Genomic DNA, 18,564 nt, shown 5'->3' with positions numbered 1-18,564 from the left:
ATCCGGGCCCGCGACGCCCGGTGGCCCTGCGCGAGCTCCGGAGCTGCGGGCCTCGGGCCTGGGGGAGGAAAGGCTCGACCTGATGTTCCGGCTCGTGGAGCGGCTCGACGGGCTGCCGCGCCACATCGCGGTGCACCCGTGCGGGGTGCTGCTCTCCGACGCCACGCTGCTGGACCGCACCCCGGTGGAGGCGTCGTACGCCGGCTTCCCGATGAGCCAGTTCGACAAGGACGACGTGGAGGACCTCGGCCTGCTCAAGCTCGACGTGCTCGGCATCCGCATGCAGTCCTCGATGGCCCACGCCCTCACCGAGATCCGGCGGTCGACGGCGTGGAGATCGACCTCGACGACGAGGAGCAGGTGCCCTTCGACGACCCGGCGACCTACGCGATGATCTCGACCGCCAGGACCCTGGGCGTCTTCCAGATCGAGTCACCCGGCCAGCGCGAGCTGGTCGGCAAGTCCGGCATCGAGAGCTTCGAGGACATCATCACCGACATCTCGCTCTTCCGGCCCGGGCCGGTCAAGAGCGACATGATCACGCCCTACCTCGACGTCAAGCAGGGGTGGAAGCAGCCGGCGTACCTCCACGAGGACCTGCGCCCGATCCTCGCGCAGACCCACGGCGTGGTGGTCTTCCACGAGCAGGTCATCGAGATCATCGCCCGGTTCGCCCGCATCTCCAACGCCGAGGCCGACGAGAAGCGTCGCGCGCTCGGCGACGTCGACGGCATGGCCGAGACGAAGCTGTGGTTCTTCCCGCGGGCGCTGGCGCACGGCTACCCCCTGCCGTGGTCGAGGGGATCTGGAAGGTCCTCGAGGCGTTCGCGTCGTTCGGCTTCTGCAAGGCCCACGCCGCGGCGTTCGCGCTGCCGACCTACCAGTCGGCCTGGCTCAAGGCGCACTGGCCGGCCCACTTCCTCGCCGGGGTGCTCACCCACGACCCGGGCATGTACCCCAAGCGGCTGATCCTCGAGGACGCGCGCCAGCTCGGTGTCGCCGTCCTCGGCCTCGACGTCAACGCCTCGGAGAAGGAGTACGTCGTGGAGCGGGTCGACCAGGTGTCCGGCGAGCCGCCCCCGGAGCCGGGGATCCCCGACGGGCGGCCGTGGGGGATCCGGCTGGCGCTGGCGGAGGTCAAGGGCATCAGCGAGGCCGAGGTGGAGCGGGTCACCGCGGCCCGGCCCTACCACTCGCTGACCGACTTCTGGCACCGCGCCGGGGTGTCCCGGCCGATCGCGGAGCGCCTCGTGCTGGCCGGCGGGTTCGACTCCGTCTACGGCATCGGGACCTCGCTCGACGGGGTCGGCCGCCGCGGCCGGGTGACCCGCCGTGACCTGCTGCTGCAGGTCTCCGAGCTGGACCGGCACGCCCGGGCCGTCGAGCGGGCCGGCCGGGGTCGGGGGCTGGCCGGCCGGAAGTCGTGGAGCGGGACCGTCGCCACCGCCCGGGCGCGGGCCGAGGACGCCGCCGCCCGCAACAGCACCGATCCCGCGGTCCGGGAGGGGGCGCCCGCCCTCGAGCGGCACCCGCTGGCCGACCCGGGCGTGTGGGCCAAGGCTGCCGCCCAGTCCCGGGCCACCCCGCCACCGCGGCCGGTGACGTCGGTGCAGCTCGCCCTCGACCTCGGGGACGCGCCCGGGAGGGACCGGACGAGATGGTCAGCGGCCTGCCGGAGATGGACGCGGAGGAGAAGATGCGCGCCGAGCTCGAGATCCTGGGCCTCGACGCCAGCCGGCACGTCGTCGACACCTACTCCGGTTCCTCGACGAGCTCGGGGTGACCCGCAGCCGTGACCTGCTGTCCCGGCGCAGCAAGGCCGAATTGCTGGTCGCGGGCGTCAAGGTCGCGACCCAGACCCCACCGATCCGGTCCGGGCGCCGGGTCATCTTCCTGACCCTCGACGACGCCACCGGCCCGGTCGATGCGACGTTCTTCGAGGACGCCCAGGGGCCCTACGCCGCCACGGTCTTCCACTCCTGGCTGCTCGTGGTCCGCGGCGAGCTGCGACGCACCGGCCGCCGCGGCGTCTCGCTGCGCGCGACCGGCTGCTGGGAGCTGCCCGGGCTGTTCGCGCTGTGGCGGTCGCGTGGAGGTGGTGACGCCGGCCTGGACGCCGTCCGTGAGGTGATGGCCGTGGTGCCCGAGGGCAACGCCTTCGTCGGGGAGGCCGCGGTCGCCGGTGCCGCCGAGAGCCGCGCCACCCGGCCGGTCATGGCACGTCCCCAGTCCTTCCCCGCGACCGGGGAGGGGGAGGCCGAGGAGCCCGCGCACCACAGTGCGGCCGGCGGCATGGGCCGTCGACGGGTGCTGGTGCACTCCAGCGGGTTCAAGCTCTCGCCGTACGCCGACATCAAGCCGGCCGGCGAGTCCACCAAGGACGTCTCGCGGAAGCTCTGGCACCGCAGCCCCGGGAGTGCGGGATGAGGTGCCCCGTCAACGCCCTAGGGTTGGGGGCATGCCAGTCAGTGATCGGCCCAGCGAACGCCGGGGCGCCGCCCGTACCGCCGTGGTGTGGGAGGCGCTGCTCCCGGTCCTCGGTGAGGAGCCCCGGGACGTCCTCGACATCGGCGGCGGCACCGGCGGGTTCGCAGTGCGGGTCGCCGAGCTCGGTCACCGGGTCTCGGTGGTCGACCCCAGCCCCGACGCCCTGGCCTCGCTGTCCCGCCGTGCCCGCGAGCGCGGCGTGGAGGTCGTCGGCCAGCAGGGCGACCTGTCGACGCTGCTGGACATCACCGGCAGCGACAGTGCCGACGTGGTGCTCTGCCACGGGGTGCTCGAGGTCGTCGACGACCCCGCCGCCGCCCTGGCCACGATCCGCGAGGTGCTGCGCCCCGGGGGCACGCTCAGCCTGCTGGTCGCCCAGCGGCACGCCGCCGTGGTCGCCCGGGCCATGGCCGGGCACTTCCAGCAGGCCCTGGCCATGCTCGAGCCCGCCGGTCCGCGCGACGGCGCCCCGACCCGGTCCGGTCACCGGTTCACTCCCGACGAGGCGACCGCGCTGCTCGTCGGCGCCGGCTTCGAGGTCGCCTCGGTGCACGGGGTGCGCGTCTTCGCCGACCTCGTCCCCGGCTCCCTGCTCGACCTCGAGCCCGGCGCCACCGCTTCGCTGGTCGAACTCGAGCGCGCCGTCGCGGAGCGGCCCGAGTACCTCCCCCTCGCGACCCAGGTGCACGTGCTCGCCCGCTGACCCGGGATCGCCGGGAGCATCGGCATGACCTCCGCCGGTGCTCCGGCCACGCCGATCCTCCACGTCGACATGGACGCGTTCTACGCCTCCGTGGCGACCCGCGACCGGCCCGACCTCTGGGAGGTCCCGGTGATCGTGGGAGGTGGGTCCCGGGGCGTGGTGCTCTCGGCCAGCTACGCCGCCCGTCAGTACGGCGTGCGCTCGGCGATGCCGATGACCCGCGCCCGACGACTGTGCCCGCAGGCCGTGGTGGTGCCGCCGGACTTCGAGACGTTCGGGCAGGTGTCGTCCTCGGTGATGGAGAGCTTCCGGCAGGTGACCCCGCTGGTGGAGGTGCTCTCGCTGGACGAGGCGTTCCTCGACGTGCGCGGGTCGACCCGGCGGCTCGGGTCACCCCTGGAGATCGCCGAGCAGCTCCGGGCGGTGATCCACGACGAGCAGGGCATCACCTGCTCGGTCGGGGTGGCGGCCACGGTGTCGGTGGCCAAGCTCGCCAGCCGCCGGGCCAAGCCCGACGGCGTGATCGTGGTCCCGCCCGAGGAGGTCACCTCCTTCCTCCACCCGCTCGACGTCGGGGAGCTGTGGGGCGTGGGGGAGAAGACCCGGGCGATGCTCCACCGGCTGGGGCTGGTCACGGTCGGAGACGTGGCCCACACCCCGCTGCGCACGCTGCAGCGTGCGGTCGGCGAGGGCCTCGGCAGCAGCCTCCACGAGCTGGCCTGGGGGGCCGACCGCCGGGTGATCACCCCGCGACGAGGCCCCGACGAGCCCGACCGCTCGATGGGGGCCGACGAGACCTTCGGGCGGGACACCGACGACCGCGAGGTGGTCCTGCGCGAGCTGCTGCGGCTCTCGACGAAGGTCGCCGGCCGGATGCGGGTCGCGGGGGTGGCGGGCCGCACCGTCACGATCAAGGTGCGGTTCGCCGACTTCACCACGATCACCCGCTCCCGCACCCTCCCCGAGGCCACCGACGTGACGCAGGACGTCTACCGCGCCGCCACCCGGCTCTACGACGCCCTCGGGCTGCAGCGGGCCCGGCTGCGGCTGGTGGGGGTGCGGGTCGAGGGGCTGGTCCCGCGGGAGACCGTCCACCGGCAGCTGGTCCTGGGCGAGCGGGAGCACGGCTGGTCGGACGCCGACCGTGCGGTGGACCGTGCGACGCTGCGGTTCGGGTCGGCCGCGGTGGGGCCGGCGAGCCTGCTGTCGTGAGCCCCGGACCTGCGGTCCGGTCCCCGCCCGACAGATTGATCACTAATTTCCCCAACCCGCCTACCGCGATGACCACCCGCTGCCTAGACTTGTGGCACGCCAAGGCCGTGCACGTCGGCTGGCCTGAGTTCGACCCGTGGAGGAACCGGTGCCGCTCTCGGAAGAGGAGCTCCGACTGCTCGAGCAGATGGAGCGCGCCCTCGTCGAGGAGGACCCCAAGCTCGCCTCGACGCTCCGCGGCACCTCGCTGCGCCGGTCGGCACGCCGCCGGGCGATCTTCTCCGGAGTCTGTTTCGTGCTCGGCATTGCCGTCCTGATGACCGGCGCCGTCCTCTCCGGCAACGACTCGCGCTTCTGGGCACTCGGCATCGCCGGGTTCGTCATCATGCTCGGCTCGGCCACGATCGCGGTCACCGCGATCCGCGGCCAGCAGTCCGGCTCCGCCGAGCCCCGCTCGCACGGACACCCCGCCCACGGCTTCACCGTCATCGACGGAGGCCGCTCCGGCCGGACCCGCCGCTCTCGCCGGTCGAGCTCAGGCTCCTTCATGGAGCGCATGGAGCAGCGCTGGCGCCGTCGCCGCGAGGAGAACGGCGGGTTCTGAGCCCCGTCCCTCACGGGGGATGATGCTGGGAGGGACGACGCCGGCTGGTCAGCCGACGTGGTCCACGACTCCGCCGTACCTCGCCTCCACCGGGCGCCGGACCTGCGCCGGGTGCGGGCGGCCCGGCCGGGAGACGACCGACCGTGGCCACCACTCGGCCCGCCGGCGCGCACCGCGGGTGGCGCCGCCGTACAGCGCGGCCAGGCAGGTCTCCACGTCTTCGCTCAGCGGCGTGTCCGGTCCCGGGTGGCGTGCGTAGCGCGACAGCTCGAGCGTCCGCACGATCCGGTCGAGTGCGGCCACGGCCTGCGGGGCCACCTCGGGTCCGTGGGCGGGACGCTCGGCCGTGTGGCCGTCCACGGGAGCGCCGAAGAAGCGCGCGAGACGGCGGCGGGTCTCCTGTGGTGACCGCCCCTCGGGCCAGGGCACCCCGAGGTCCAGCGCGGTGGCACGCAGCTCGGCCCACGCCTCCTCCGGGCCGCCGGCCAGCCGGCGCTGACGACGCGTACGACGCATCGCGCGGGCACGAGCGCCAGCCCCGCGGCCAGGACCACGACGAGCAGCCCACCCCCGACCGGGAGCCACGGGAAGCCGGGGCCGCCGTCGGAGTGAGTCGCAGCCGCGGCCGACTCGCTCGGGTTCGCGGTGTCGTTGGGGCGGTGGCTCGGCAGGATGCTGCTGGACGCCGAGGCGCTGGGCCGGCTGGTGGGGTTGACGACCGGCAGCTGCTGGGTGGTGTACGACGGCACCGAGGTGCCGGCACCGGCGGGCGTCGGCTCGAAGCGCACCCAGCCCGAGCCGGGGAAGAACAGCTCGGGCCAGGCGTGGAGGTCGTGGGTGCTGTACTCATAGGTGTTCGGACCGACCTGGTCCGGCTCCAGGAAGCCCACGGCCACGCGGGCCGGGATGTGCAGGACCCGGGCCATCACCGCCATCGCCGAGGCGAACTGCTCGCAGTAGCCGGTGCGGCCGCCCTCGTTGTCGCTGAGGAACCTGACCAGGTCGTTGACGCCGTTGCCCGGCGCCGCACGGGTCGAGTACGTGAAGCCGCCGGTGGAGCTGAACCACTGCTGGAGCGCGACGGCCTTCTCGAACCGGGTCGGCGCGTCCCGGGTGACCTGGGTGGCGAGGGTCGACACGATGGCAGGCAGGTCCGTCGGCAGCGCGGTGTACTCCTGGCCGACCATGTTGCCCGTGGTGGTGGCGTTGGCCAGGTCGACGGCCGAGGGTTGAGGTCGACGGCGGTCATGGAGTAGCTCATGCCCGCGGTCGTCAGGTTCTTGTCGCCGGCGATGAAGTCCATCGTGGAGTCGTCGTAGCGCCAGTCGCCGGGGGCGTCGATCTGGCTGATCGGGGCCCGCGTGGGCAGCCAGGTCGACTTGAAGTCGGGGCCGATCATCACGTCGTAGTGGTACTCCGTCCGCGGCACCGTCGACGACACGCCGACGAGGGTCGGCATCGAGCCCTCGGCCAGGTTGGCGGTCGGGACGTCCCGGTCCCCGGAGCTCCACTCGTTGTCGGAGAACCTGTTGAGCACCGAGATGCGCAGGTAGTCGGGGGTCGGATCGTCGGTCGTGACCCGCAGGAGGGGTAGTCCGCGGGGCGGGTCAGGTCGCGACGAAGGTCTGTGATCGGGTTCCTGATCGAGATGTCGCCGTTGCCCCCGGAGCCGTGACCGCCGTTGAGCAGGTGCAGGTCGAGGGTCGGGACCAGCAGTGGCACGCACAGCGCGAGCGCGGTCGCGACCGAGCCGATGGTGCCGGCACTCGTGTGGGTGGCCGCGCTGCCGACCCGCAGCCCCGAGGAGTCGGCGTCGGCCGGGTCCTGGCCGAGCGGCCGGCCCCAGCGCGCGACCTGCTCGCTCTCCTGGAGGAAGAGCAGTGTCAGGAAGCCGGCCGCGGTGAGCACGAAGATCCACCAGGAGACCCCGCCGCCGACGAGGCTGACCGGGATGCTGTAGATCGTGAGCAGCGGCAGTCCGGCGAGCGGCACGCGACGTGCGGTGCACACGAGGGCGTCCACGACCAGCAGGCAGACAAGTCCGCCGGGGATGAGGAGCGGGTGGACGCCGGGCACGCCGTCGGGCACGGGGGCGGCGAACCGGTTCGCGGTCTCCACGGCGTCGGTGAACCCTGGACCATCCGGTCCCAGGCGCCGCCCACCGGGATCGGCGACCCGCTCAGCACCATGCTGCAGGCCATGCCCGAGACGACCACCTGGACTGCGATGACCACCGCGCCCGGCAGCCGCCACCAGCGGGCCAGCACACCGGTCGCCACGACCACCGCGGCGAGGAGGAAGAGCGGCCGGAGGTAACGCCCGGGCACCATGGTGAAGCCACCCCACGACCACATCGCGATCCACGTGGTCAGGGCGGCCGTGATCGCGAGGGCGAGGTCGGCGCGGTGGCCGCCACGGCGGGCCGTCATCGGATCGCCTCCCGGGGCGGTACGGGGGGTACGGGTGGTGCGGGGGGCGCCCCCGCCTGGCCCCCCGACCGCGAGAGGTGCGCGCTGCTGCGGCCGAGCTCCTGCCAGACGCCGTCGAGCCGGTCGCGGGGACGCAGGGAGACGGCCCGCCACCCCTGCTGGGTCAGCACGGGGGAGGAGCCCCCGGTGCTGCGGGCCGGCGAGACCCAGGCGTCGACGTCGAGGGCGATGGCCATCGCCGAGCCGGCGTGCAGCTGCATCCGGCGCAGCACCGGGACGTCGGTGTCCCCGACGCTGCCGAAGATCGCGACCGTCAGGCCGCCGTGGCCGCTCTCGGTCAGCCAGCTCGTGTCGAGCTGGGCGTGGTGGGTGGCCTGGACGACGGCCAGGGCCTCCAGCAACGGGCCGGTGTTGAGGTCGGCGTCCCGGGCGTGCCAGGCGCTGCTGGGGTCCTCGCCGGTGGCGGTCACCAGCCGGACGGTGAAGCCCCGGTGGCTGAGGTGCACCGCCACCGAGGCGGCCGCGGAGACCGCCGCCTCCAGCGACGAGGCCACGCCCTGCCCGCGGTGGGCGCGCAGCCGGTTGTCGAGGAACAGCGTGGCGCGCGACTGCCAGGGCTGCTCCTCGCGGCGGACCATCAGCTCCCCGACCCGCGCCGAGCTTCGCCAGTGCACGCGCCGGAGGTCGTCGCCGCGACGGTACTCACGCACGGTGACGTCCTCGGCGCTGCCGGTCGCGAAGGCCCGTGGCCGGTTGTCGCCGGAGCCGGTCCACGCGCCGCCGAGCGGGATGGTCGGCAGCGGGACGGTGCGCGGCGTGACCACGAGCGGGACCGTGGTCTGGAAGGCACGCCCGAGCTCGATGAGCCCGAAGGGGTCGCCGACCCGCACCGTCATCGGCCCGATCTCGAAGCGGCCCCGCACGTCGGAGCGGACCTGGTAGCTCACGTGTCGGCGCCAGCCCGGCCCGATCCCGCCCAGCACGAAGCGCGGCCGGGTCCCGAGCACGTAGGGCACGTGGTCCTCGAGAAGCAGCACCCCGTTGGGGGTCCGGCCCTCGTTGGTCAGGGTGAGGTCGACGCGGGCGGGCTGGCCGGCGGCCACCAGCTGCGGGGTGACGGTGCGCACCAGCGCGAGCCGGTAGCGGCTGCGCGCGAGCAGCACCGCGGTCACCAGCGGCAGGCTGAGCACCAGGACGCCGACCCGGGTCAGGGAGCTCTGCCCGAGGACCACGGCGCAGATGATCGCGGTGACCCCCGCAGCCAGGAACGCCCGTCCTCGGACGGTCAGGCCGGCGAGTGCCTCACGCACGGTTCCCCTCGGGCACCGGCACGCTCGCGACCACGCCGTCGAGGATGGCGGTGGTCGAACGTCCGCTCATCGCGGCCTCGACGCTGGGCAGCAACCGGTGGGCGAGCACCGGTCGGGCCAGGGTGTGCACGTCGTCGGGGAGCACGTAGTCGCGGCCGTGGATCGCCGCCATCGCCTTCGCGGCGCGCACCAGGTGCAGGGTCGCGCGCGGCGAGGCGCCCAGGGTGAGCTCCTCCGAGCGCCGTGTCGCGGAGGTGAGGGCGACCGCGTAGCGCTGCACGGCCTCGGACACGAAGACCTGGCCGACGATCGCGGTCAGCTTGCGCACCTCGCCGGCGTCGGTGACCGGCTCGAGGTCGTCCAGCGGGTTGCTCCCGGTGTGGGAGGTGATCATGGCGATCTCGGCGGCCGCGACGGGGTAGCCCACCGAGACCCGCGCCATGAACCGGTCGCGCTGCGCCTCCGGCAGCGCGTAGGTCCCCTCCATCTCGATGGGGTTCTGGGTCGCGATGACCATGAACGGCGCGTCGAGCTGGTACGTCATGTTGTCGACGGTGACCTGCCGCTCCTCCATGCACTCCAGGAGCGCGGACTGGGTCTTCGGCGAGGCCCGGTTAATCTCGTCTCCGACCACGATGTTGGCGAACACCCCGCCGGGCCGGAACTCGAACTCCCGGGTGTTCTGGTTGAAGACCGACACCCCCGTCACGTCGGACGGGAGCAGGTCGGGCGTGAACTGGATGCGGCGTACCGAGCAGTCGATGCTGCGGGCCAGGGCCTTGCTCAGCATGGTCTTGCCCACGCCGGGGACGTCCTCGATCAGCAGGTGCCCCTCGGCCAGCAGCACCACCAGCGCCGAGGTCACGACGTCCGGCTTGCCCTCGATGACCCGCTCGATGTTGTGGCGCACCCGCCCGACGACCCGGGCGAGGGTCTCGAGATCCGCTCCCCCCGTGCTCGGAGTTCCCACGTGCGGTCCTTCCCGTCATGCGCGTCGTCATGGCGACGACGTCCCCTGCACCCAACCGTAGGGCGTCCGGGAAAGATACGCGTCGCGTCTGTTGATGGTTCTGACACTTCGGGTCACGGTTTGGTTGCGGATTTTCGCCCGTCGGTCCTTGTCCCCTCACGGCGGCGGCGCCACGGTGCTCCACCTCCCGCTCCACTTCACCCCACCGCGCCCGCCGAATCTCCCCACCGGCACTCCACTCGGGCCTTCCGAAGGCTCCGAAAGCGCTGCTGACCTGCGCAAACGGCTCACCTCACGGTCGCGACCAGCGCCGGCGGACAGGGGCGTGCTGCCTCGGAAATCGCTCGAATCAGGGGGCGCAACACGCGCTTTGTGGTTGACCGTGGTGCAAAGTGGGTTAAAGTGGTGCGCAGTGGAGGATCCGCCCAGGGAGGGTCGGGGACTGGAGGTGCTCGATGTTCTTCATGGGCACCTACACCCCCAAGCTCGACGACAAGGGGCGACTTTTCCTCCCGGCGAAGTTCAGGGACCAGCTCGCGGAGGGGCTCGTGGTGACTCGAGGGCAGGAACGCTGTCTGACGGTGTGGCCGATGGCCGACTTCGTCGAGCTCACCCGCAAGGCCCAGGAAGCGCCGATCACGATGAAGGGGGCGCGTGACTACACGCGCTTCCTGTTCGCCGGGGCCTCGGAGGAGACCCCCGACAAGCAGGGCCGCATCACGATCACGCCGATGTTGCGCGAGTACGCCTCGCTCGACCGCGACGTCGTGGTCATCGGCGTGATGAACCGGATCGAGATCTGGGACCCGGTGCGCTGGCAGCAGTACTCCACGGAGCAGGAGGAGAAGTTCTCCGAGCTCAGCGAAGAGGTCTTCCCCGGGGTCTGACCGCCGGGTCTGACCACCGGGGCCGCACCACCGGCACCAGCAAGCAGCACCGTTCCACCGCACATGACACACGACAGCAACACACAACTGCACAGGGCGATCCGCAGGGCGAGGTCTCGGGCCCGCTCCCTTTCACACCTTCGTCATCTGGGGCACCTTCCCCGGTTCCAGACGACGACTTCCCACCGGGGAGCGGGCAGGGACCTGGTCCGGCGGATCACCTGAGCACGGCCGCGCGTCACACGCCGGCACCATCCAGCACGTCGAGGGGGGTCGAGAAGGATGAGCGTCACGCCCGTGGCACCCGTTCGCCGGGTGCGTCACCAAGCACGGGAGGCCGCCGCCGTGATGGCCTTCTCGGCCGCCACTTCGATCGGCCTCGCAGTCGCGCTGCTCCTCCTCACGAGCCTGGGTCGGTAGGCGACAAGCATGAGCAGCCCCCGCCACGTCCCGGTCCTCCTCGACCGGGTCGTCGCTCTTCTGGCGCCCGCACTCGAGCGCGAGGGTGCGGTCCTCATCGACGCCACCCTCGGCCTCGGTGGCCACTCCGAGGCAGTCCTGACCCGTATCCCGCAGGCCCGTGTGATCGGCGTGGACCGCGACCCGTCCGCCCTCGAGCTCGCCGGCAGCCGGCTCGAGCCCTTCGGTGACCGCTTCACCGGCGTGCACGCGGTCTACGACGAGATCCCCGAGGTGATGGACGACCTCGGCCTGGACCACGTCGACGCGGTCCTCTTCGACCTCGGGGTCTCCTCCATGCAGCTCGACGTCCGCGAGCGCGGCTTCGCCTACGCCGAGGACGCCCCGCTCGACATGCGGATGGACAAGACCACCGGCCGCACCGCCGCCGACGTCCTCAACACCTACTCCGCCGCCGACCTGACGCGAGTCCTGAGGGAGTACGGCGAGGAGAAGTTCGCCCGCAAGATCGCCACCGCGATCGTGCGCGAGCGCGAGGTCGAGCCGTTCACCACCTCCGCCCGCCTGGTCGAGCTGCTGTACGCCGAGATCCCGGCACCGGCACGGCGTACCGGCGGGCACCCCGCCAAGCGCACCTTCCAGGCGCTGCGCATGGAGGTCAACGACGAGCTCGCGGTCCTGCGCCGGGCCATCCCCGCGGCCATCGACGCGATCGGCACCGGCGGTCGCGTCGTCGTCGAGGCCTACCACTCGCTGGAGGACCGCCTGGTCAAGCAGGCGTTCACCGCAGCCACCCGCAGCGACGTCCCCGAGGACCTGCCCTTCGTCCCCGAAGGTCACGAGCCGGCGTTCCGGCTCGTCACCCGCGGGTCGGAGAAGGCCTCGCCCGACGAGATCGCCGAGAACCCCCGCGCCGCGTCGGTCCGCCTGCGCGCCGTCGAACGAGTCGCACCCACCACCCGAGGAGTCGCGTCATGAGCAGCCCGGCCGTCCAGTTCCGCTCCCGCATGCCCCGCATCGCCGAGGCGGCGGTGGAGCGGGCCCGACTCACCGTCGTCCCGCGACGACGGGTGCGAGCGGCGCGCGTGCCCTTCGTGACCCTGGTCTCCCTGGTGCTGCTCGGCGGCGTCATCGGCCTGCTGCTCTTCAACACCTCGATGCAGCAGGCGTCGTTCGCGACCACCTCGCTGGAGGGCCAGGCGAGCACCCTCTCGGCCCGCGAGCAGACGCTGCGCATGGAGCTCGACGTCCTCCGCAACCCCCAGCACGTGGCGGAGCAGGCCCGGAGGATGGGCATGGTCACCGCCGGCAGCCCCGCCTTCCTCAAGCTGTCCGACGGGAAGATCCTCGGCACGGCCACCCCGCCGGACCCCACCCAGAACGTTCGCATCGTCCCGCCGGCCCCGGCCAAGCCTCCGGTGCTGAACCCGGCGCCGACCTACGTCGACCCGCCCGCCGACCCTTCTGGTCACTCGTCCGGCCACTCGTCCGGCCACTCGTCCGGGCAGGCCTCTGGCCTCGTCCCCGGCGCGTCCTCGGACGGCGCGGGCCACGGTGACGGTACAAAGAACCACACAGGTCACAACAACCCCACGAGCAACTAGCGCCACAGCAGCCGACGGCGAGACCGGAGACCCACGTGCGACCCACCCGCCCCCCGCAGCGCCGGCCTCGTGGCAGCCTGCGCGGCTCGGCGCGCATCCGGCTGCGCGTGGGCTTCCTGATCATCGCGATGGTGCTCTCGGTGTTCGCCGGCCGACTGGTGCAGCTGCAGGGCATCGACCCGAACTCGTACGCCGCGATGGCGGCCGCCGAGGGCATGGTGCAGGTCTCCCTCCAGGCCGAGCGCGGTGACATCCTGGACCGCAACGGCAAGCCGCTGGCCGACTCGGTCGACGGGATGATGGTGGTCGCCGACCCGCTGATGACCTCGGACAAGGCGCCGGAGCTGGCCAAGTTCCTGGCCACCCGCCTCGACCTGGACTACTTCTCCACCCTCAAGCTGCTGCGCACCTCGGGGAGCCGCTTCGAGTACATCGCGCGCCGCGTCCCGGCCACGAAGGCCACCGACGCGGTGGACGCGGCCGAGCGCAAGGGCTTCACCGGCATCGCGACCCGACCCGACCCGATCCGCGACTACCCGGCGGGTGACGTCGCCGCCAACCTCGTCGGCTTCATGGGCACGGACGCACCGCTCGCCGGCCTCGAGCGCACCTTCCAGACCCAGCTCGCCGGGCACGACGGCTCGTCGCGCTACGAGGTCGGTGGCGGCAACCGGATCCCGCTCGGAGAGAGCACGATCAAGCCCGCCGTCAACGGCACCGACCTGCACACCACCATCGACCTCGACCTGCAGTGGTACACCCAGCGCGTGCTGAGCCAGACCATCGAGGACTCGAACGCCGAGTCCGGCATGGCCGTGGTGATGGACACCCGCACGGGAGAGATCCTCGCCGACGCCGACGCCCCGACGTTCGACGCCAACCACCCGCTGGAGGCGCCCGACGACGCCCGCGGGGCGCGCTCGCTGAGCGACGCCTACGAGCCGGGCTCGGTCGAGAAGGTCCTCACGCTGAGCTCGCTGATCAACGAGGGCAAGGTCACCCCGCGCACCCGGCTGTCGGTGCCCGGCGAGCTCGACCGCGAGGACCGTCCGATCCACGACTGGTTCCCGCACGGCCTGATCCACCTCACGCTCGCCGGCGTGATCGCCAAGTCCTCCAACATCGGCACCGTGCTCGCCGCCGACAAGTTCGCCCCGGGCCAGCTGCGCTCGTACCTGACCAGGTTCGGCCTCGGCCAGCGCACCGACATCGGGGTGCGCGGCGAGTCGCCCGCATCCTGCCGTCCGACAGCCAGTGGACACCAGGTGCAGGACCGCATCGCGTTCGGCCAGTCCCTCTCGGTCAACGCCGTCCAGATGGCCGCGGCCGTCAACACCATCGCCAACGGCGGGGTCCGGGTCTCGCCCAGCCTCATCGAGGGCAGCGCGACGACCGACAACGGCGTCACCGTCGGAACGGACACCACGACCACCCACCGGGTGGTCAGCGAGAAGGCCGCGCGGGACATGGCGCACATGATGGAGCGCGTGATCGACCCCGACGTCGGCGTGGCGCCGGCCGCGGCGGTGCCGGGCTACCGCGTTGCCGGGAAGACGGGCACGGCGCAGCGGGTCGGCACCGCCTGCGGCTGCTACGACGGCACCTTCACCGTGTCCTTCGCCGGCTTCGCGCCCGCCGACAACCCCGCTTCACCATCTACGTGGTCGTCCAGAACCCCCGCAACGGCGGCGGTGGCGGTTCGGTCGCGGGCCCGGCCTTCTCCAAGATCATGAGCTACGCGCTGCGTCGCTACGCGGTGCCCCCGACCGGCACCGAGCCCTCGCACCTCCCCGTCGAGTGGTGAGCCTCACCCAGCGGCAGGGGCCGACCGACGGCCGTCCCCCGGGCGGTAACCTCGCGTCGTGCTGAGCGACGACCTCGTGGCGGCGACGCGCCCGCGACATCCCGTGCGCACCCCGCTCACCGACCTCGCCGCCTGGCTCGAGGCCGGTCCGGCGGGGGGCCTGTCGACCCGCGGTGACCTCGCAACGGTGGTGGTCACCGGAGTCTCCCTGAGCTCGCAGCGGATCCGGCCCGGCGACCTGTACGCCGCGCTGCCCGGAGCCCGCGTCCACGGGATCGAGTTCGCCGGTGCCGCGGTGGCCGCGGGTGCGGAGGCCGTCCTCACTGACCCGGCCGGTGCCGCGCAGGCGGCCGCCGACTGCGGCGTACCGCTGCTGGTCGTCGAGAGCCCCCGCGCGCTGCTGGGCCGGCTGGCCGCCCGGGTGTACGGCGACCCGGCCACCGGGCTGCGGATGATCGGGGTCACCGGCACCCAGGGCAAGACCACCACCACCCGGCTCGCCGAGAGCGGCCTGCAGCAGGCCGGCGTGCCCGCCGCGGTGATCGGCACCGTCGGCACCCGCGTCGCGGGCGCCGACCTCAAGACGGCGCTGACGACCCCGGAGGCGCCCGACCTGCACGGACTCTTCGCGATGATGCGCGAGCGCCACGTGGCCGCCTGCGCCATGGAGGTCTCCAGCCACGCCCTGGTCATGGGACGGGTGGACGGCGTCGTCTTCGACGTCGCGGTGTTCACCAACCTCGGCCGCGACCACCTCGACTTCCACAAGGACGTGGAGGACTACTTCGCCGCCAAAGCGTCGCTGTTCACCCCCGAGCGTTCCAGGCTCGGCCTGGTCAACGTCGACGACGAGCACGGACGCCGGCTGGTCGACGAGGCGCAGGTCCCGGTGCGGACGTTCTCGCCCTCCGGCCGCGAAGCCCACTGGCAGGCGGTCGACGTGGAGCTGGAGCCGACCGGCTCGCGCTTCACGATCCTCGGCCCCGACGGCCTCGCCGTCGACGCGGAGGTCCCGCTGCCGGGCGACTTCAACGTGGCCAACGCGCTGGCCGCGGTGGCCGCCTGCGCGGAGGTCGGCTTCGACGCCGGGCGCATCGCCGGCGGCCTGGCGCGAGGCGGCGGCGTCCCCGGTCGCTTCGAGCGAGTGGACGCGGGCCAGGACTTCGCGGTCGTCGTCGACTACGCGCACAAGCCCGACGCCGTCGAGGCCGCGCTGCGCACGTTGCGGCCGCTGACGACCGGCCGGGTGCTCGTCGTGCTGGGTGCGGGTGGCGACCGGGACCCCGGCAAGCGCCCGATCATGGGGGAGATCGCCGCCCGCCTCGCCGACGTCCTGGTCGTGACCGACGACAACCCACGCGCCGAGGACCCGGCCGCGATCCGTGCCGCCGTCCTGGCCGGCACCACCGGGGGGACGGCGGAGGTGCTCGAGATCGGCGACCGGCGCGCTGCCATCCGCGAGGCCGTCCGCCGGGCACGTCCCGGCGACATCGTCCTGGTCGCCGGCAAGGGCCACGAGACCGGCCAGGAGGTCTCCGGCGTGGTGCATCCCTTCGACGACCGTGAGGTCACCGTCACGAGCATCCGCGAGGAGCTGTCCGGCCGATGATTCCCATGACCCTGCAGGAGATCGCGGACGCCGTCGGCGGCTCCGTCGACGGCGACCCGACGACCGAGGTCACCGGTGCCGCCTTCGTCGACAGCCGGGCCGTGGTGGCCGGCGGGTTGTTCGTCGCGGTCGTGGGGGAGCGGGTCGACGGTCACGACTTCGCGGCGGGGGCGCACGCCGCCGGCGCCGCGGCCGTGCTCGCAGTCCGGTCCACCGGAGTCCCGGCCGTCCTCGTCGACGACCCGGTCACCGCCCTCGGGCGGCTGGCCCGCCACGTCGTCGACACCCTCGACGTGACCGTGCTCGCCCTCACCGGCTCGCAGGGCAAGACCGGAACCAAGGACTTCCTCGCCCAGGTGCTGGCCGCCGCCGGCCCGACGGTCGCGACGGCCGGCAACAACAACAACGAGCTCGGGGTGCCGCTGACCGCGCTGCGCGCCGACCGCGGCACGGCCCACCTCGTGGTCGAGATGGGCGCCCGGGGCATCGGGCACATCTCCTACCTGTGCGACATCGCCCCACCCCGCGTCGCCGCGGTGATCAACGTCGGCACCGCCCACGTCGGGGAGTTCGGCAGCCGGGAGGCGATCGCGCAGGCCAAGGGCGAGATCGTGGAGTCGCTCCCGGCCGACGGGACGGCCGTCCTCAACGCCGACGACGAGCTGACCGCCGCGATGGCCTCGCGGACCAGCGCCCGGACGCTGACGTTCGGCCGGGCCGGCAACGTCAGCTGGCGTGACGTCGAGCTCGACGACCTCGGCCGGCCCGCCTTCGAGCTCGGGTACGCCGGGGAGTGGCGCGAGGTGCGCCTGGCCCAGTCCGGCGCCCACCAGGTCCTGAACGCGGCTGCGGCGGCGGCGATGGCGTTCGCCGTCGGGCTGTCGCTGGAGCAGGTGGCCGAGGGGCTGAGTGCCGCGCAGGCCGTCTCGCGCTGGCGGATGGAGGTCCAGGAGCGCCGGGACGGGCTGATCGTGGTCAACGACGCCTACAACGCGAACCCCGCCTCGATGGGCGCGGCGATCGAGGCCCTCGTGGCGATCGGAGTCCGCCGGGGACGGCGTACCGTCGCGGTGCTCGGGGAGATGAAGGAGCTCGGCGACGGCGCCCTGGACGACCACCGCGGCGTGGGCCTCGCGGCCGCGACCGCGGGCGTGGACGTCGTCGTCGCGGTGGGGGAGCCGGCCCGCGGCATCGCCGAGGGAGCGGAGTCCGCGCACGGCTGGCCGGGGGTGGCGATCACCACGGCGGGGCGTGCCGAGACACTGTCGTGGGTGCGGGAGAATGTCTCGGCCCAGGACGTCGTCCTGGTCAAGGCGTCCCGGGGTGCCGCGCTCGAAGCCATCGCCGACGGACTGCTCGAGGAAGAGGGATCCACGCCCGTGACCCCAGAGGTGAACACCGAGGTGCAGCTGCCATGAGAGCCATCCTGTTGGGCGGCGGCCTGGCCCTCCTGATCTCCCTGCTGGGCACCCGGGTCGCGATCAACCTGTTCACGAACTGGGGCTACGGCCAGGAGATCCGCGACGACGGACCCACCACCCACCACACCAAGCGCGGCACGCCCACGATGGGCGGTGTGGTCATCATCCTGGCCGCCGTCATCGCCTACTTCGCGGCCAAGCTGATCACCCAGAGCATGCCCTCGGCCTCGGCGCTGCTGCTGCTGTTCCTGTTCGTCGGGATGGGGCTCGTGGGCTTCCTCGACGACTTCATCAAGATCTCCAAGCAGCGCAGCCTGGGCCTGCGCAGCAAGGCCAAGATGGTCGGCCAGACCGTCGTCGGCGTGGTGTTCGGCGTCCTGGCGCTCTCGCCGGCGCTCGCCGACTCCCGCGAGAAGACGCCGGCATCCGACCACATCTCCTTCATCCGCGACTACGGGGCGTTCGCACTGCCCGTGGTCCTGGCGATCCTGCTGTTCTGGGTGATCATCACCGGCACCAGCAACGCGGTGAACCTCACCGACGGGCTCGACGGGCTCGCCACGGGGGCCAGCGTGATGGTGTTCGGCGCCTACACGCTGGTCAACATCTGGCAGAACAACCAGTCGTGCGAGCTGAGCCCCGGGCCGAGCTGCTACGAGGTGCGCGACCCGCTCGACCTCGCCGTCGTGGCGGCGGCCATCACCGGCGCCTGCTTCGGCTTCCTGTGGTGGAACGCGCCGCCCGCGGCCATCTTCATGGGCGACACCGGCTCGCTCTCCCTCGGCGCCGCGCTGGCCGGGTTCGCGATCCTGACCCGCACCGAGCTGCTGCTGGTGATCCTGGGCGGGCTGTTCCTGGTGATCACCCTGTCGGTGATGCTGCAGGTGAGCTTCTTCAAGGCCTCGAGACGGTTCGGGATCGTGCGCACCGTCTTCCGGGTGGGTCCGGGGCACCGGGTGTTCCGGATGGCGCCCCTGCAGCACCACTTCGAGCTGCTCGGCTGGGAGCAGGTGACGATCGTGATCCGCTTCTGGATCATCACCGGCCTCTCGGTCGCCACCGGCCTGGGCGTTTTCTACGCCGAGTGGGTGGCCGGAACGTGAT

At 72.7% G+C, this 18,564-nt stretch carries 18 protein-coding genes and 2 pseudogenes; 14 read left to right on the top strand and 6 right to left on the bottom strand.

Features of this window, described 5'->3' with window-relative positions; genetic code table 11:
* The first annotated feature begins 43 nt into the window (after positions 1-43).
* The 7 genes from H0S67_RS26800 (at position 44) to H0S67_RS14760 (ending at position 5,006) form a co-directional block, all read left to right on the top strand.
* A complete protein-coding gene (locus H0S67_RS26800; RefSeq protein WP_281369048.1) occupies positions 44-394 on the top strand; it encodes a hypothetical protein in 351 nt (116 codons plus the stop codon).
* Positions 331-969, top strand: a complete 639-nt coding sequence (locus tag H0S67_RS25460) for a hypothetical protein (RefSeq protein ID WP_180933668.1) — start codon at positions 331-333, stop codon at positions 967-969. Before H0S67_RS26800 ends, H0S67_RS25460 begins: the two co-directional genes overlap by 64 nt.
* Entirely contained in the window at positions 951-1,796 is an 846-nt protein-coding gene (locus tag H0S67_RS25455; RefSeq protein WP_246355387.1) for a helix-hairpin-helix domain-containing protein, read from the top strand. Before H0S67_RS25460 ends, H0S67_RS25455 begins: the two co-directional genes overlap by 19 nt.
* Positions 1,780-2,427, top strand: coding sequence for an OB-fold nucleic acid binding domain-containing protein (locus H0S67_RS23720; RefSeq protein ID WP_219635284.1), 648 nt, complete (start codon positions 1,780-1,782; stop codon positions 2,425-2,427). Before H0S67_RS25455 ends, H0S67_RS23720 begins: the two co-directional genes overlap by 17 nt.
* A gap of 31 nt (positions 2,428-2,458) precedes the next feature.
* Positions 2,459-3,190: a methyltransferase domain-containing protein gene (locus H0S67_RS14770; protein WP_180933667.1), complete on the top strand. Its 732-nt coding sequence runs from the start codon at positions 2,459-2,461 to the stop codon at positions 3,188-3,190.
* 24 nt (positions 3,191-3,214) lie between these two features.
* The gene (gene dinB, locus H0S67_RS14765) at positions 3,215-4,402 is read left to right on the top strand and encodes a DNA polymerase IV (protein ID WP_180933666.1); all 1,188 of its coding nucleotides are present in this window, start codon (positions 3,215-3,217) and stop codon (positions 4,400-4,402) included.
* A 148-nt stretch (positions 4,403-4,550) separates the two neighbouring features.
* Positions 4,551-5,006, top strand: a complete 456-nt coding sequence (locus tag H0S67_RS14760; RefSeq protein ID WP_180933665.1) for a DUF3040 domain-containing protein — start codon at positions 4,551-4,553, stop codon at positions 5,004-5,006.
* A gap of 48 nt (positions 5,007-5,054) precedes the next feature.
* Here H0S67_RS14760 and H0S67_RS14755 read toward each other — a convergent pair whose 3' ends face one another.
* The 6 genes and pseudogenes from H0S67_RS14755 to H0S67_RS14735 all read right to left on the bottom strand — a co-directional run bounded on the left by H0S67_RS14755 (position 5,055) and on the right by H0S67_RS14735 (position 9,715).
* Positions 5,055-5,222 carry a hypothetical protein gene (locus H0S67_RS14755; protein WP_180933664.1) on the bottom strand — a complete coding sequence of 56 codons (168 nt, stop codon included), beginning with the start codon at positions 5,220-5,222 and terminating at the stop codon, positions 5,055-5,057.
* Between the two features lie 8 nt (positions 5,223-5,230).
* Entirely contained in the window at positions 5,231-6,193 is a 963-nt protein-coding gene (locus tag H0S67_RS14750) for a transglutaminase-like domain-containing protein (RefSeq protein WP_180933663.1), read from the bottom strand.
* Between the two features lie 95 nt (positions 6,194-6,288).
* Positions 6,289-6,543 (bottom strand): annotated as a pseudogene (locus H0S67_RS28255) (hypothetical protein); the annotation flags it as partial.
* Between the two features lie 68 nt (positions 6,544-6,611).
* Positions 6,612-7,082: pseudogene (locus H0S67_RS14745) on the bottom strand (TgpA N-terminal domain-containing protein); the annotation flags it as partial.
* Positions 7,083-7,431: 349 nt separating this feature from the next.
* Entirely contained in the window at positions 7,432-8,745 is a 1,314-nt protein-coding gene (locus tag H0S67_RS14740) for a DUF58 domain-containing protein (RefSeq protein WP_180933661.1), read from the bottom strand.
* Positions 8,738-9,715: an AAA family ATPase gene (locus H0S67_RS14735; RefSeq protein ID WP_180933660.1), complete on the bottom strand. Its 978-nt coding sequence runs from the start codon at positions 9,713-9,715 to the stop codon at positions 8,738-8,740. The genes H0S67_RS14740 and H0S67_RS14735 overlap by 8 nt, the downstream gene beginning before the upstream one ends.
* Positions 9,716-10,170: 455 nt before the next feature.
* On the opposite strand from H0S67_RS14735, the gene mraZ reads away from it, so the two are divergent.
* The 7 genes from mraZ (at position 10,171) to mraY (ending at position 18,563) form a co-directional block, all read left to right on the top strand.
* A complete protein-coding gene (gene mraZ / locus H0S67_RS14730; protein WP_180933659.1) occupies positions 10,171-10,602 on the top strand; it encodes a division/cell wall cluster transcriptional repressor MraZ in 432 nt (143 codons plus the stop codon).
* Positions 10,603-11,031: 429 nt separating this feature from the next.
* A complete protein-coding gene (gene rsmH, locus H0S67_RS14725; RefSeq protein ID WP_180933658.1) occupies positions 11,032-12,000 on the top strand; it encodes a 16S rRNA (cytosine(1402)-N(4))-methyltransferase RsmH in 969 nt (322 codons plus the stop codon).
* Positions 11,997-12,626 (top strand): cell division protein FtsL, encoded by a 630-nt coding sequence (ftsL, locus tag H0S67_RS14720; protein ID WP_180933657.1) that lies wholly within the window; start codon positions 11,997-11,999, stop codon positions 12,624-12,626. Before rsmH ends, ftsL begins: the two co-directional genes overlap by 4 nt.
* Before the next feature lie 35 nt (positions 12,627-12,661).
* A complete protein-coding gene (locus tag H0S67_RS14715) occupies positions 12,662-14,359 on the top strand; it encodes a peptidoglycan D,D-transpeptidase FtsI family protein (protein ID WP_246354753.1) in 1,698 nt (565 codons plus the stop codon).
* Between the two features lie 129 nt (positions 14,360-14,488).
* Positions 14,489-16,039: a UDP-N-acetylmuramoyl-L-alanyl-D-glutamate--2,6-diaminopimelate ligase gene (locus tag H0S67_RS14710; protein ID WP_180933656.1), complete on the top strand. Its 1,551-nt coding sequence runs from the start codon at positions 14,489-14,491 to the stop codon at positions 16,037-16,039.
* Between the two features lie 5 nt (positions 16,040-16,044).
* On the top strand, positions 16,045-17,457 hold the full coding sequence (locus H0S67_RS14705) for a UDP-N-acetylmuramoyl-tripeptide--D-alanyl-D-alanine ligase (protein ID WP_343050103.1): 1,413 nt from the start codon (positions 16,045-16,047) through the stop codon (positions 17,455-17,457).
* Positions 17,454-18,563: a phospho-N-acetylmuramoyl-pentapeptide-transferase gene (mraY, locus tag H0S67_RS14700; protein ID WP_180933654.1), complete on the top strand. Its 1,110-nt coding sequence runs from the start codon at positions 17,454-17,456 to the stop codon at positions 18,561-18,563. The genes H0S67_RS14705 and mraY overlap by 4 nt, the downstream gene beginning before the upstream one ends.
* Position 18,564 lies beyond the last annotated feature (1 nt).

The organism is Nocardioides ungokensis (assembly GCF_013466985.1).
In the GTDB taxonomy this organism is placed as follows: domain Bacteria; phylum Actinomycetota; class Actinomycetes; order Propionibacteriales; family Nocardioidaceae; genus Nocardioides; species Nocardioides ungokensis.
This window is presented reverse-complemented; position numbering and strand designations above follow the sequence as displayed.

Bases quoted from the DNA above. Each gene is read 5' to 3' on its own strand.
- rsmH (WP_180933658.1), top strand. From the start codon at position 11,032: ATGAGCAGCCCCCGCCACGTCCCGGTCCTCCTCGACCGGGTCGTCGCT.
- ftsL (WP_180933657.1), top strand. From the start codon at position 11,997: ATGAGCAGCCCGGCCGTCCAGTTCCGCTCCCGCATGCCCCGCATCGCC.
- mraZ (WP_180933659.1), top strand. From the start codon at position 10,171: ATGTTCTTCATGGGCACCTACACCCCCAAGCTCGACGACAAGGGGCGA.
- H0S67_RS14750 (WP_180933663.1), bottom strand. From the start codon at position 6,193: ATGGTCGGCCAGGAGTACACCGCGCTGCCGACGGACCTGCCTGCCATC.
- H0S67_RS14705 (WP_343050103.1), top strand. From the start codon at position 16,045: ATGACCCTGCAGGAGATCGCGGACGCCGTCGGCGGCTCCGTCGACGGC.
- H0S67_RS14770 (WP_180933667.1), top strand. From the start codon at position 2,459: ATGCCAGTCAGTGATCGGCCCAGCGAACGCCGGGGCGCCGCCCGTACC.
- H0S67_RS25455 (WP_246355387.1), top strand. From the start codon at position 951: ATGTACCCCAAGCGGCTGATCCTCGAGGACGCGCGCCAGCTCGGTGTC.
- mraY (WP_180933654.1), top strand. From the start codon at position 17,454: ATGAGAGCCATCCTGTTGGGCGGCGGCCTGGCCCTCCTGATCTCCCTG.
- dinB (WP_180933666.1), top strand. From the start codon at position 3,215: ATGACCTCCGCCGGTGCTCCGGCCACGCCGATCCTCCACGTCGACATG.